Consider the following 13,275-nt stretch of genomic DNA (forward strand, 5'->3'; position numbering starts at 1 on the left):
GACATCACCGGCGTGACCTTCGTCGACACGACCGGCCTCGGGCTGCTGGTCAGGCTGCTGGCCGAACTCCGCGACAACGGAGGCGACCTCGCCCTCGTCGCCTCGGCCGACTGCGGGGCGCTGCGCAGGCTCAGCAGCATGAACCTCGCCGGTCTGTTCAGGGTCTTCGACGCGGTCCCAGGCGCGGCGGCGCTGCCCGCGACTGGTTGAATGGCCGCATGTCCCTCGACCCGAAGGTCGCTTCGCGACTCAAGCGCACTCCTGACGGGCTGGTGCCCGCCATCGTCCAGCAGTACGACACGGGCGAGGTCCTCATGCTCGCCTGGATGGACGACGAGGCGCTGCATCGCACGCTGACCACGGGCAGGGCCACCTACTGGTCGCGCAGCCGCTCCGCCTACTGGGTCAAGGGCGACACCTCGGGTCACGTCCAGCACGTCAAGTCCGTGGCGCTCGACTGCGACGGCGACACCCTCCTGCTCAAGGTCGACCAGGTGGGCGCCGCCTGCCACACCGGCGACCGCACCTGCTTCGACGCCGACCAGCTGCTCCTGTCGTGAGACGCGAGCTGGGCATCTGGCTGCTGCTGTGCGCGGCGGGCGCGGGCCTGCCGCTGCTGGCCGCGGGCCGCGTCTGGACCTCCGTCACCTACGGCGCCGCCGCCCCCGTCGAGCTGGCGGGCGGCGACCTGGCGCCTGCCGTACAGCCGCTGGCCCTGGCCTCGCTCGCCGCGGTGGTGGCGCTGTTCGCGACCAAGGGCGTGTGGCGCAGGATCGTCGGAGGCGTGCTGGCGCTGTGCGGGGCGGGCATCGCGCTGCTGTCGTGGCAGGGCGTCGCGGGCTCGGCCGCTCGGGAGCTGGCCGCCCGGCGCAACCCCGTCGGGGCGGCGACCCAGGACGTCACGGCGATCGCGCACACCGCCTGGCCGTACCTGGCGGCGGCCGGCGGGGCGCTGCTCATCGCGGGCGGCGTGCTGGCCGTCCTGCGCGCCACGGGGTGGGCGGGCATGTCGGGCCGTTACGACCGCCCGGGTTCGGCCGCGGGTCCACGCGACGACAAGTCGCTGTGGGAGGCGATCGACAGGGGAGACGACCCGACCGAGGAACGCTGACGACGGCCGGGCACGACCACGGCGACTCGCCCGCCGCGTGGACCGTTGCGAGGCTCATCCCTATCGGATCCGCGCCGGCAGGTCTCGGCCTGGTGCCGGACTCGGGTCTAGGCTTCTGTGCAGGGCTCGTCGTGATGGCAGGGGGCGCCGCCGTCGGAAAGGTCATGCAGATGTGGGGCTCGGCAAGCAGCACGGCTGACCACAGGGTTACAAAAGGCCCACAATACGGTCGCTTCCTCACGTGGCAGACAGCTTCTCGCTAAGCTCTGCGGGCAATTCGCTATTCATGAGGAGTCGTCGGTATGAGCTACGGAAACCAGGGCGGTAGCGGGGGCTACGGCGAACAGCCGCCCGGGGGTGGTTACGGCCCTCCGGCTGGTGGTCAGGGCTCCGGTGGATACGGTCCGCCTCCGGGTGGTCAGGGTTCGGGCGGTTACGGCGCGGGCCAGGGTTCGGGCGGTTACGGATCGGGTGGCTATGGCGCGCAGCCTCCCGGCGGCTACCCGCCTCCTCCCGGTGGCGGCTACGACCCCTACGGCGGCTACGGCGCGCCGCAGCCGAACAAGACCAACGGCATGGCGATCGCCGCCCTGATCAGCGGCATCGTGGGCCTGGTGACCTGTGGTGTCGCCTCCATCGTTGGGGCGATCCTCGGCCACATCTCGCTCGGTCAGATCAAGAAGACCGGCGAGGAGGGCAGGGGCATGGCCCTGGCGGGCCTGATCCTGTCCTACGTGGGCCTCGCGGGCTGGGTGATCTTCCTGGTCATCTGGATCGGGTTCCTCGGCTACGCGGCCAGTGTGAGCAGCTCTTACTAGGTATCGTTGGCAGCGTGGTCACCGACACGCGCGGCAGGAAAGCCGTTCTCGCACCGCTGGGCGTCGCCCTCGCGGCGGGGGCGGCTTTCGCCTATGTGGGGGTGGTCGATCCCAACGAGTCCGGCCACTATCCGAGCTGTCCCTTCTTAGCGCTCACCGGGTGGTTCTGCCCGGGTTGCGGCGCGCTGAGGGCCACGCACGCTCTCGCCCACCTCGACCCCGTGGCCGCGCTGAAGCTCAACCCGCTGCTGGTCCTCGCCACGCCGGTCCTCGTCTATTTCTGGATCCGGTGGATGGCGGGCGCCTGGCGCGGGCGGCCATGGCGGCCGACCGCCCCGCGGCCCGCCCACATCTGGACACTTCTGGCGCTCGTCCTGGTCTTCTGGGTCGTCCGCAACCTGCCTTTCGGCGCTTTTCTCGCCCCGTAGCAGGGGGGCTGTGGCGAGGTGAGCCCGGTGCGGCCGATACCATCGCAAGACAAGACGGGGAGCGGACGCCGACGCGAACTCCTCGTCGCCCCCACCACTGTCGACCGGAGGGACCTTGATCGCGTGAACGAGCGGAGCCTGAGCGGGACCGTTCTCGACGACATCCTGGCCGGTGTGCGAGAAGATCTGGCCGAACGGCAGGCGGCGGTGTCGCTCGACGAGCTGAAGGAGCGCGCCAGGCGCGCCCCCGCGCCGAGGGACGCCTACGCGGCGCTCGGCGGCGACAAGGTCTCGGTCATCGCCGAGGTCAAGCGGTCGAGCCCGTCCAAGGGCGCGCTGGCCGCCATCGCCGACCCGGCGGCGCTGGCCGCCGACTACGAAGAGGGCGGCGCCCACGTCATCAGCGTCCTGACCGAGCGGCGCCGCTTCGGCGGCAGCTTGGACGACCTCGCCGCGGTGCGCGCGAGGGTCGACATCCCGATCCTGCGCAAGGACTTCATCGTCACCTCCTACCAGCTGTGGGAGGCGCGCGCCCACGGCGCCGACCTGGCCCTGCTCATGGTCGTCTCGCTGGAGCAGCCCGCGCTCGTCTCGCTCATCGAGCGGGCCGAGTCGATCGGCCTGACCCCGCTGGTCGAGGTCCACACCGAGGAGGAGGTCGAGCGGGCGGTCGCGGCGGGCGCCAGGATCATCGGTGTGAACGCGCGCAACCTCAAAACTCTGGAAGTGGACCGCGACGTCTTCACCAAGCTCGCACCGAAGATTCCCGACGGCATCATCAAGATCGCCGAGTCGGGGGTTCGCGGCCCGCACGATTTGCTAGCGTACGCGCGGGCGGGGGCTGACGCCGTCCTGGTCGGCGAGAGCCTGGTGACCGGCAAGGACCCGCGCAAGGCGGTGGAGGCCCTGGTCACGGCCGGAGCCCACCCCGCCACTCGACCCGACCACGGATCAGAGGGATGAGATGACTGTCCTCACCGCCGCCGACCTGGCTGGCAACGGCGCCCGCGGCGACGACCCCGACAGCGGCGGCAAGTTCGGCATCTTCGGCGGCAGGTTCGTCCCGGAGGCGCTGATCCCCGCTCTCGACCAGGTGGCCTCCGTCTACGCCGAGGCCAAGACCGACCCGGCGTTCGTCGCCGAGTTCGACCACCTGCTGCGCACCTACGCGGGCCGTCCCACGACGCTGACGGAGGTGCCGCGCTTCGCCGAGCACGCCGGCGGCGCCAGGATCGTGCTCAAGCGTGAGGACCTCACCCACACCGGGGCCCACAAGATCAACAACGTGCTCGGTCAGGCGCTGCTCACCAAGCGCCTGGGCAAGAGCCGTGTGATCGCCGAGACCGGCGCGGGCCAGCACGGCGTGGCCACGGCCACCGCCGCCGCCCTCATGGGCCTGGAGTGCGTGATCTACATGGGCGCCGTCGACTGCGAGCGCCAGGCGCTCAACGTCGCCAGGATGAAGCTGCTCGGCGCCACGGTCGTGCCCGTCACCAACGGCAGCCAGACGCTGAAGGACGCCATCAACGAGGCCTTCCGCGACTGGGTGACCAACGTCGACAACACCCACTACCTGTTCGGCACGATCGCGGGCCCGCATCCGTTCCCCGAGATCGTCCGTGACTTCGCCCGCATCATCGGCGTCGAGGCCCGCCGCCAGATGCTGGAGCTGACCGGCGGGCTGCCCGACGCCATCTGCGCCGCGGTCGGCGGCGGAAGCAACGCCATCGGCATCTTCCACGCCTTCCTCGAGGACCAGGACGTCGCCCTGCACGGCTACGAGGCCGCAGGCAGGGGCCTGGAGACGGGCGAGCACGCGCTCACGCTCACCGCGGGATCGGTCGGCGTGCTCCACGGCTCGCGCACCTACGTGCTGCAGGACGACGAGGGTCAGACCATCGAGTCCCACTCCATCTCGGCGGGGCTCGACTACCCGGGCGTCGGCCCCGAGCACGCCTGGCTCAAGGACAGCGGCAGGGCCACCTACCACGGCATCACCGACGCCGAGGCCATGGACGCCTTCTCCCTGATGGCCAGGACCGAGGGCATCATCCCTGCCATCGAGTCCTCCCACGCCCTGGCCGGAGCGCTGAAGCTCGGGCGCGAGCTCGGCCCCGACGCTACGATCCTGGTCAACCTGTCCGGCCGCGGTGACAAGGACATGGGCACCGCCATGAAGTACTTTGGGCTGTGAGATGACGACTCTTCAGACGGTGTTCGCCAAGGCCAAGGCCGACAACAGGGCGGCGCTCGTCGGCTACCTGCCCGCCGGATTCCCGACCAAGGAGGGCGCGGTCGAGGCCGCCACCGCCATGGTCGAGGCGGGCTGCGACGTCATCGAGATCGGCCTGCCGTACTCCGACCCGCTCATGGACGGGCCGACCATCCAGGACGCCGTCCACCGCTCGCTGGTCAACGGCACCCGCATCGCCGACGTGCTGCGCACGGTCGAGGGCGTGGCCAAGACCGGCGCGGCGACGCTGGTCATGACCTACTGGAACCCGATCGACCGCTACGGACCCGAGCGCTTCGCCCGCGCCCTGGCCGACGCGGGCGGCGTGGGCACGATCACGCCCGACCTGACGCCGGAGGAGGCGGGCCCGTGGCGGGCCGCGTCCGCCGAGGCGGGCATCGACACCGTGTTCCTGGTGGCTCCCAGTTCGACGGAGGAGCGCATCAAGGCCGTCGTCGAGTGCTGCACCGGGTTCGTCTACGCGGCCTCGCTGATGGGCGTCACGGGCGCCAGGGAGACCGTGAACGTGGCCGCCGAGGACCTGGTGGCCCGCACGAGGGCGCACACCTCGCTGCCGGTCTGCGTCGGGCTGGGCGTGGGCACGGGCCGCCAGGCGGCCGAGGTCGCCGCCTACGCCGACGGCGTCATCGTGGGGTCGGCGTTCATCCGCCGCCTGCTGGACGCGCCGGACTCGGCCGCGGGCCTCGCCGAGGTGCGCCTGCTGGCCGGCGAGCTGCGCGCGGGCGTCTCGGCCCGCTAGATCCCCGTACGGCAAGCGCCCGCCCAGGCCACCCAGGTCACCGGCGGGCGCCCGTCCATCACGCCACTCCAGCCGACTCCGGCCGGGCGCCCGACGTGACGGCGACCATTCCGCAGGCCCTTCACGGCCCTCCACACACGTCACAGAAGCAACGCGGCTGCCGTAACAGGACAGCCGCGTTTCTGTTTCTGTGCGATATCGCCGTCCTGTGAGCACGTAAGTACAAGGGCTGCTCATCGTTTGTCCATGGCCGCCGCGCGGCACGCGGGCCATGGTTACGGGCATCGGACGCGGGCTGTGCACCCGCGTGGCCTGGAGGGAAAGACGATGGGCAAGTCAAGGACGATCCTGAGCGCCACCGGAGCGCTGGTCTGTGTGTCGCTGGTGGCCGCGTGCGGCAGCCAGGCGGGACCCACGAGCTCGGCGGCTCCCTCCGCCGCCGCGTCGACGGCGGCCGCGGGCGGACCCGTGACGCTGGAGTTCTGGGGCTGGGCGCCGGGCTACGAGGACGCCACCAAGGCGTGGAACGCGGCCCACCCCGACGTCCAGGTGAAGTTCACCCAGACGCAGCCGGGCTCGCAGGGCGGCTACCAGCGCATGCTCGCCGCCGTGAAGGCGGGCAACGCGCCGTGCCTGGCCCAGGTGGGCGCGGAGACGCTGCCCAGCTTCCTGGTCGAGGGCGCGCTCGAGGACATCACCGCCCAGGCGCAGCCGTACAACGCCAGGTTCGAGCCGTGGACGCTCAAGACGGTCACCTTCGGCGGCAAGCAGTTCGGCGTCCCCGTCGACTCGGGACCGATGGGCCTGTTCTATCGCAAGGACATCTTCGACAAGCACGGCATCGAGGTGCCGAAGACCTGGGACGAGTTCGCCGCCGCAGGGGAGAAGCTGCGCAAGGCCGACCCCGACGTCTCCATCACCACCTTCACCCCCGACGACATGTACCTGTTCGCCGGCTACGCCCAGCAGGCCGGCGCCAAGTGGTTCGGCATCGAGGGCGACGCGTGGCAGGTCAAGATGAACGACCCCGCCACGGTCAAGGTCGCCGACTACTGGCAGGGCCTGATCGACAAGAAGGTCGTCGACGTGCTGCCGGGCTGGTCGGACGCCATGTGGAAGAACTACGCCGACGGCAGGAGCGCCACGGTCGTCGGCGCCGTCTGGATGTCCAAGGTGCTCGAGGACTCCGTTCCCAAGACCAAGGGCAAGTGGGCGGTCGCGCCGATGCCGGTGTGGGACACGGCCGGCCCCGCCGTGGGCAACGCCGGCGGCTCGCCGAACGCGGTGCTGAAGGGCTGCGGCCACATCAAGGAGGCGGTCGACTTCGCCGCCTGGATGTCGACCGACGCCACCGCGTTCAACGACCTCATCGCCAAGGGCGGCCTGTTCCCCGTGACCGTGGACGGCGGCTCGCTGCCGAACATGAACGCAGGCCGGCCCTTCTACGGCGACCAGAAGGTCTTCCAGACGTTCGCCGAGGCCAGCAAGAACGTCAACCCGGACTTCGGGTGGGGACCGACGATGCCGGCGGTGAACGCGGTCTTCGGCGAGGAGTTCGCGAAGGCGGCCAACGGCAAGGGCGGCACGCTGGGCTCGGCGCTCACGACCATCCAGGAGAAGGCGGTCGCCTCCCTGAAGGACAAGGGCCTGACCGTGGCCCCCTGACCTTCGGGCGCCGGGGCAGGGCCACGGAATCTCCCACGCCCCCGGAGCCCCCGAACCCCCGCCCTTGGACCCCGCACCCCGGGACCCCGGCCCCGCACTCCAGGCCCTGGCCCGGCCGGGCTCCAGCCCGGCACCCTCGGCTCCGGCCCCGGTACCCAGGCACCCCTGGCTCCGGCCCGCCGCTGCGGCAGGGCCCGGAACCCCGGCTCCGGCCCGGACACGCCGGGGTAGGGTCCGGCACCCCCGCACCCCCGCACCCCCGCACCCCAGCTCTGGGCCGGCACCCCGGGGTAGGGCCCCGGCACCCCGGGGTTCCGGCCCTGCACCTCTGGGCTTCCGGCCTGAACCCGGGGCCGACCCAGCACGCCGGGCTCCAGCCCAGGACCCCTTCGGGACTCGGAGCAGGTGGAACTCCCCGAGGAGGATCCCCGGGGAACTCCGGCGGAGCCCGGACCACCTCGGATCGCCGGGCGACCGTCCGGCCGCCGGGTCCGGCGACACCGAACCCCGCGTAGCCGGGGGCCTGGGCCTGACGACAAGGCCGTGGGCCCGGCCATCCGCAAGAGCGAAGAGCACGACCCCCGCATCTCCGACCGTGTGACCGTCACCGTCCCCGCCGGACGGCGACGTGGAGGACCGATGGCAACAATCCAGCTCGAAGCCGAAGAGACCCGCGCCGCCCCGCCGCGCAGGAGGAGGGCCAGGCCGACCAGCAACAGGGCGGCGTTCGTCTTCCTGCTGCCGTTCTCGGTGCTGTTCGTCGTCTTCTTCCTGGTCCCGATCGGCTACGCGATCAACGAGAGCTTCTACCGGGTGAAGCGCTCGGGGCTCGGGTTCGGCACACCCGAGCGGGTCTTCTCGGGGCTGGACAACTTCACCGCCGTCTTCGCCGACGGCGGCTTCGTCAGGGGCGTCGGCAGGCTGCTGCTGTTCGGCGTCGTCCAGGTACCGATCATGCTGGGCCTCGCCCTGGTGCTCGCCCTCCTGCTCGACAGCGCGAGCGCCAGGTTCAAACGCTTCTTCCGCCTGACGTACTTCCTGCCGTACGCGGTGCCCGGCGTGATCGCCGCCATCGTCTGGTCGTTCCTGTACACCCCCGACATCTCCCCGCTGGCCGACCTGCTGCCCTTCGACCTGCTGTCGGACAACCTGGTGCTGTGGTCGATGGCCAACATCGTCACCTGGACGTGGGTCGGCTTCAACATGCTGGTCATCTACGCGGCGCTGCAGTCGATCCCGAGCTCGCTGTACGAGGCGGCCGAGCTGGACGGCGCGGGCGGCTGGAAGACCGCCTGGTACGTCAAGGTGCCGCTGGTGCGCCCTTCACTGGTGCTCACCGGCGTCTTCTCGATCATCGGCACCCTGCAGCTGTTCAACGAGCCGATGGTGATCAGCAGGATCACCCCCTCGGTCGGCAAGGACTACACGCCGCTGATGAGGTCGCTGCAGGTCGCCCTCGACAACAACGACTACGGCCAGGGCACGGCCATCGCGCTCACGCTCGCGGTGATCGCGGCGGGCCTGTCCTACCTGTTCATCCGCCTTTCGGCCTGGCTGACCGCCCGAGGAGTGAACCGATGAGACCGACCGTGCGCTCCCGCACGCTGACCACGGCGTTCATGTTCCTCGTCGCCGTCTACATCCTGCTGCCGATCTGGTGGCTGCTGGTCTCGGCCACCAAGTCAGGCGGCGACCTGTTCGACACGCCCGCGTTGTGGTTCGGCGACATCAACCTCGGCACCAACCTGGGCAGGTTGATGGAGCAGGACGGCGGCGTCTACCCGCGCTGGCTGCTGAACACGGTCGTCTACTCCGTCGGCGGCGCGCTGGGCGCCACCGTGGTCTCGGCCATGGCGGGTTACGCGCTGTCGAAGTACCCCTTCAGGGGGCGCGGCGCCGTCTTCGCCACGATCATGTTCGCGGTGCTCATCCCGATCCCGCTGCTCGGCCTGCCGCTCTACCTGCTGCTCACCCAGATCGGGCTGCTCAACAGCATGTGGGGCGTGCTGCTGCCGAGCATGGTCAGCCCGTTCGGCGTCTACCTCGCGAGGGTCTACGCGGACGCGGCGGTGCCCGGCGAGCTCCTGGAGGCGGGGCGGCTGGACGGCGCGGGGGAGCTGCGCATCTTCTTCACCGTGGCCGTCCGGCTGATGGCGCCCGCCCTGGTCACGCTCTTCCTGTTCCAGTTCGTGGCGATCTGGAATAACTTCTTCCTCCCGATGATCGTGCTGAACGACGAGTCGCTGTGGCCGATCACGCTCGGCCTGGTCAAGTGGAACAGCCTGCGCTACGGCTTCTACCGCGACATGGTCATCACCGGCGCCTTCGTGTCCGTCATCCCCGTCATCCTCGCCTTCGTCGGCCTGCAGCGGTTCTGGAAGGCCGATCTCGCCGCGGGCGGCGTCAAGCTCTGACCCCCCATCCCCCCTTCAACGCAGGAGCGATGCCCATGCGTCTGCTGTCGGCTGCCCTCGCAGGCGGCCTCACGCTGTCAGGATTAGCGCTCTCCCCCGCGGCCGCCGCGGAGGAGACGATCACCCTCACCTCGCCCGAGCTCACGGTGGCCGTGGCCGGCGACTTCCCCCGCGTGCTGAGCTACACCGCCCCTGGCGGCGCCAGGCTGGGCGGCTCGTCCGCACCGGTGACGGACGTGGTGCTGAACGGCAAGCCGTACCCGGTCAAGGGCGTCTCCACGGGAGGCGACGCGGCGAGGGCCGGCTACCGGCTGACCTTCGACGCGCTGCCCGGTGTGGAGTTGAACGCCAGCATCGCGCTGGACGGCAGGACGACGACGTTCAGGATCGACGAGGTCAAGGACACCGAGGCCTTCAGGGTCGGCACGATCGACATTCCCGGCCACGACCTGGTGTCGGTGGCCAGTGACCAGCCGGGCGCGGCCACCGCCTTCACCAGGCTGGACCCCGACTCCACCCGCACCGCCGACAGGTTCGCGCAGGTCACCGCCGTCACACCGGCCGAGGCGGCGCCCGTGGGAGCGACCTACGCGATCGTCAACACCGGCGAGCTCGCGGCGGCGATCGAGTCGAACTCCAGCTTCGACCGGCCCTCGGGCGCCACCAACACGGACGCGGCCAGATTCTGGCACCAGGCCCGCAAGGACGCGGCGGGCAGGGTCGCGGTCGGGGTGTGGAGCGGCCAGTGGACCTACCGGGCCTCGGGCGCGCCGTTCACCGAGGAGCTGCCTTGGGCCAAGGTGATCGTCACGCCCGACGCCAACGGCGACGGCGGCGTGGACTGGCAGGACGGCGCGGTCGCCTTCCGCCGGATCGGCCTCCAACCGGTCGGCGCCGACCAGACCCGCGAGCGCGTGGTGACCCACATCCCGTTCAACTTCGCCAGCCAGGCCACCCACCCGTTCCTGCGCACGCTGGACGACGTCAAGCGCATCTCACTGGCCACCGACGGGCTCGGCCAGCTGGCCATCCTCAAGGGCTACCAGTCGGAGGGGCACGACTCGGCCCACCCCGACTACGGCGGCAACCACAACAAGCGCGCGGGAGGGCTGAAGGACCTCAACACGCTGCTGCGCGCGGGCAAGGACTGGAACGCCTCCTTCGGCGTCCACGTCAACGCCACCGAGGCCTACGCCGAGGCGAAGGCGTTCGACGAGAAGCTCGTGGACGAGAACGCCAGGGGCTGGGACTGGCTCGGCCAGTCGTACTACATCGACCAGCGCACCGACCTGGCCACCGGCAACCTGGCCAAGCGGTTCAGGCAGCTGCGGGAGGAGACCGACCGCAACCTCGCGCTGGTCTACCTCGACGTCTACTACACCCACGGCTGGGTGGCCGACCGCACGCTCGCCGAGCTGCGCGAGCAGGGCTGGCAGGTCGCCAGCGAGTGGGCCGACAAGCTGGAGCGCGCCTCCCTGTGGTCGCACTGGGCCGCCGACCTCAACTACGGCGGCGCCACCAACAAGGGGCTCAACTCCCAGATCATCCGCTTCATCCGCAACCAGGAGAAGGACGTCTGGAACAGCCACCCCATCCTGGGCAACGCCCGTATCGAGGAGTTCGAGGGCTGGACGGGCGAGATCGACTGGGCCGCCTTCTACCGCAACATCTGGGAGAACAACCTCCCCGCCAAGTACCTCCAGCACTTCCCGATCATGGACTGGAACGCCGACGGCATCGTCTTCGGCGACGGAGTGCGCGGCACCGTCGTGAACGGCAAGCGCGAGGTCTACGCGGGCGACGCCAAGGTGATCGACGGCGGCACGTACCTGCTCCCGTGGGACGGCAAGTACTACCACTACAACCCGGCGGGCGGGGCGACCACGTGGGACGCCACCACGGAGATGCGCGTCTACAAGCTCACCACCCAGGGCAGGGTGGAGGCCGGCACGGTCGTCCCGGTCAACGGGAAGATCACGCTGCAGGCGGAGGCGGGCGTGCCGTACGTGCTCTACCCCGGCAAGGCGCCCAAGCAGGTCAAGCCGCGGTGGGGTGAGGCCGGCGGGATCGCCGACCCCGGCTTCAACGGCGACTCGATGGACGGGTGGGAGACCGGCGGCGCGGTGAGCGTCGAGACCACCGCCACGGGCCAGCGGGTCGCGCTCCTCGGCGCCGGGCAGCGGGCGGAGCTGGCGCAGCGCCTCAAGGGACTGACCCCCGGCGCCACCTACAGCCTCTCGGCCTGGGTCGAGGTCGAGCCGGGCAAGTCCCGGCGCACCACGCTGAGCGTGGACGGGGCCCGCGGGCTGAACGCCGCCGCCTTCCTCGACCGCTCGACGGTGAAGAACCACGTCGCCGCGGACGAGAAGCACGACACCTACTTCCAGCGGGTCAAGGTGGTCTTCACCGCGCCCAAGGACAAGGCGACCGTCCGCCTCACCGCCGAGGCGGGCGAGGCCGCCGTGCGCGTCGACGACGTACGGCTGGTGCGGACCGAACCCGCCGGCAAGGTCGAGGACTTCGAGCACGTCGACCAGGGCTGGGGCCCGTTCGTGAAGGGCGACGCGGGCGGCAGCACCGACCCGCGTACCCACATCGCGCAGAAGAACGCCCCGTACACCCAGGCAGGATGGAACGGCAAGGCCGTCGACGACGTCATCGGCGGCCAGGAGTCGCTGAAGGCGCACGAGGAACGCAGGGGCCTGGTCTACCGGACCGTCCCGTGGACGGCCAGGTTCGAGCAGGGACACGCCTACGAGGTGTCCTTCCGCTACCAGAACGCCCTGCCGAACACCTTCGCGTGGGTGACCGGCTACGACAAGGCGGGCCAGTCGGTCGAGCTGCGCCAGACCCCGCTGGAGCAGAAGCTCGCCACCGCCACGTTCACCGAGCGGGTCGTCGCGGGCTGCGGCGAGGTCTGGGTGGGCCTGCGCTCGTTGCAGGCGGAAAGGGACGGCGCCGACTTCGTCCTCGACGACTTCTCCGTCACCGATCTCGGACCGGCTCAGGACCAGCTCGCGTGCGCCTCGCTGGCGGTGCGGCCCGCCGCCGAGACGCTGGAGCCGGGACTGCCCAACGACGTGACGACCGTGTTCGCCAACCTGGAGGACGCGGCCGCGCGGAACGTCTCGGTACGGCTGGACGCCCCGCAGGGCTGGACGGTCACGGGCGAGGGCGGCGCGCTCTCCGTCGACCCCGGGCAGCAGCTGTCCACCACGTGGAAGGTGACGCCGCCCGTCGACGCGCCCTACCAGTCCTACCAGCTGAAGGCCACGCTCACCTACGAGGTGGGCGGGGTGACCAAGACGCTGGAGGCGGGCGCGGCCGTCCGGACGATGCCGCCGCCGCCCACCGGCGACGTGTACGTCAGCGACATCGACTGGACCTCGGCCGTCAACGGCTGGGGGCCCGTCGAGCGCGACCAGTCCAACGGCGAGCAGGGGCAGGGCGACGGCAGGCCGATCACGATCGGCGGGAAGGTCTTCGCCAAGGGCCTGGGCACGCACGCCCCCGCGTCGATCACGTACTTCCTCGGCGCGCGGTGCACGGCCCTGTCCGCTTCGGTCGGTGTCGACGACGTGCAGGCGACGCGCGGCTCGGTGCAGTTCTCGGTCGTGGCCGACGGCAGGGTGGTGGCGCAGAGCCCCGTCCTCAAGGCCGCCGACGCCGCCTACGAGCTGACGGCCGACCTCACCGGCGCCAGGAACGTCCAGCTCCGCGTCGCCGACGGCGGCGACGGCAACGGCAACGACCACGCCGACTGGGGTGACGCCAGGCTCTCCTGCCACTGACGGTGTCCCGACGGCTAACGGCCCCGGAGGTGACTCCGGGGCCGTTCTCCGTCTC

The 13,275-nt window shown here is 70.9% G+C and carries 13 protein-coding genes; all 13 read left to right on the forward strand.

The window, feature by feature from the left end; translation table 11 throughout:
* The first annotated feature begins 12 nt into the window (after nt 1-12).
* The 13 genes from AC3EO4_RS02340 to AC3EO4_RS02400 all read left to right on the forward strand — a co-directional run bounded on the left by AC3EO4_RS02340 (nt 13) and on the right by AC3EO4_RS02400 (nt 13,220).
* Nucleotides 13-210 (forward strand): STAS domain-containing protein, encoded by a 198-nt coding sequence (locus tag AC3EO4_RS02340; protein ID WP_379579195.1) that lies wholly within the window; start codon nt 13-15, stop codon nt 208-210.
* Nucleotides 211-218: 8 nt separating this feature from the next.
* Entirely contained in the window at nt 219-560 is a 342-nt protein-coding gene (hisI, locus tag AC3EO4_RS02345; RefSeq protein WP_379579194.1) for a phosphoribosyl-AMP cyclohydrolase, read from the forward strand.
* Nucleotides 557-1,111 (forward strand): Trp biosynthesis-associated membrane protein, encoded by a 555-nt coding sequence (locus AC3EO4_RS02350; RefSeq protein ID WP_379579192.1) that lies wholly within the window; start codon nt 557-559, stop codon nt 1,109-1,111. The genes hisI and AC3EO4_RS02350 overlap by 4 nt, the downstream gene beginning before the upstream one ends.
* Nucleotides 1,066-1,374 carry an HGxxPAAW family protein gene (locus tag AC3EO4_RS02355; protein ID WP_431893344.1) on the forward strand — a complete coding sequence of 103 codons (309 nt, stop codon included), beginning with the start codon at nt 1,066-1,068 and terminating at the stop codon, nt 1,372-1,374. The genes AC3EO4_RS02350 and AC3EO4_RS02355 overlap by 46 nt, the downstream gene beginning before the upstream one ends.
* A 39-nt stretch (nt 1,375-1,413) precedes the next feature.
* Nucleotides 1,414-1,929: a DUF4190 domain-containing protein gene (locus AC3EO4_RS02360; protein WP_379579188.1), complete on the forward strand. Its 516-nt coding sequence runs from the start codon at nt 1,414-1,416 to the stop codon at nt 1,927-1,929.
* 14 nt (nt 1,930-1,943) lie between these two features.
* Entirely contained in the window at nt 1,944-2,357 is a 414-nt protein-coding gene (locus AC3EO4_RS02365; protein ID WP_379579186.1) for a DUF2752 domain-containing protein, read from the forward strand.
* A 123-nt stretch (nt 2,358-2,480) separates the two neighbouring features.
* Complete coding sequence (trpC, locus tag AC3EO4_RS02370; protein ID WP_379579184.1) at nt 2,481-3,320, forward strand: indole-3-glycerol phosphate synthase TrpC; 840 nt, start codon at nt 2,481-2,483, stop codon at nt 3,318-3,320.
* A gap of 1 nt (nt 3,321) precedes the next feature.
* Entirely contained in the window at nt 3,322-4,551 is a 1,230-nt protein-coding gene (gene trpB, locus AC3EO4_RS02375; protein WP_431893348.1) for a tryptophan synthase subunit beta, read from the forward strand.
* Between the two features lies 1 nt (nt 4,552).
* On the forward strand, nt 4,553-5,350 hold the full coding sequence (gene trpA, locus AC3EO4_RS02380) for a tryptophan synthase subunit alpha (RefSeq protein WP_431893350.1): 798 nt from the start codon (nt 4,553-4,555) through the stop codon (nt 5,348-5,350).
* Between the two features lie 327 nt (nt 5,351-5,677).
* Nucleotides 5,678-7,015, forward strand: coding sequence for an ABC transporter substrate-binding protein (locus tag AC3EO4_RS02385; protein ID WP_431893353.1), 1,338 nt, complete (start codon nt 5,678-5,680; stop codon nt 7,013-7,015).
* 639 nt (nt 7,016-7,654) lie between these two features.
* Nucleotides 7,655-8,596 carry a carbohydrate ABC transporter permease gene (locus AC3EO4_RS02390; RefSeq protein WP_379579176.1) on the forward strand — a complete coding sequence of 314 codons (942 nt, stop codon included), beginning with the start codon at nt 7,655-7,657 and terminating at the stop codon, nt 8,594-8,596.
* Nucleotides 8,593-9,429: a carbohydrate ABC transporter permease gene (locus AC3EO4_RS02395; RefSeq protein ID WP_379579174.1), complete on the forward strand. Its 837-nt coding sequence runs from the start codon at nt 8,593-8,595 to the stop codon at nt 9,427-9,429. The genes AC3EO4_RS02390 and AC3EO4_RS02395 overlap by 4 nt, the downstream gene beginning before the upstream one ends.
* Nucleotides 9,430-9,464: 35 nt before the next feature.
* Nucleotides 9,465-13,220 (forward strand): endo-alpha-N-acetylgalactosaminidase family protein, encoded by a 3,756-nt coding sequence (locus AC3EO4_RS02400; protein ID WP_431893358.1) that lies wholly within the window; start codon nt 9,465-9,467, stop codon nt 13,218-13,220.
* The last annotated feature ends 55 nt before the right edge of the window (nt 13,221-13,275 follow it).

Source organism: Nonomuraea sp. bgisy101 (assembly GCF_057708945.1).

Excerpts from the sequence above, each read along its gene's own strand:
- hisI (WP_379579194.1), top strand. The coding sequence starts at position 219 with ATGTCCCTCGACCCGAAGGTCGCTTCGCGACTCAAGCGCACTCCTGAC.
- AC3EO4_RS02360 (WP_379579188.1), top strand. The coding sequence starts at position 1,414 with ATGAGCTACGGAAACCAGGGCGGTAGCGGGGGCTACGGCGAACAGCCG.
- trpB (WP_431893348.1), top strand. The coding sequence starts at position 3,322 with ATGACTGTCCTCACCGCCGCCGACCTGGCTGGCAACGGCGCCCGCGGC.
- trpA (WP_431893350.1), top strand. The coding sequence starts at position 4,553 with ATGACGACTCTTCAGACGGTGTTCGCCAAGGCCAAGGCCGACAACAGG.
- AC3EO4_RS02385 (WP_431893353.1), top strand. The coding sequence starts at position 5,678 with ATGGGCAAGTCAAGGACGATCCTGAGCGCCACCGGAGCGCTGGTCTGT.
- AC3EO4_RS02390 (WP_379579176.1), top strand. The coding sequence starts at position 7,655 with ATGGCAACAATCCAGCTCGAAGCCGAAGAGACCCGCGCCGCCCCGCCG.
- AC3EO4_RS02395 (WP_379579174.1), top strand. The coding sequence starts at position 8,593 with ATGAGACCGACCGTGCGCTCCCGCACGCTGACCACGGCGTTCATGTTC.
- AC3EO4_RS02400 (WP_431893358.1), top strand. The coding sequence starts at position 9,465 with ATGCGTCTGCTGTCGGCTGCCCTCGCAGGCGGCCTCACGCTGTCAGGA.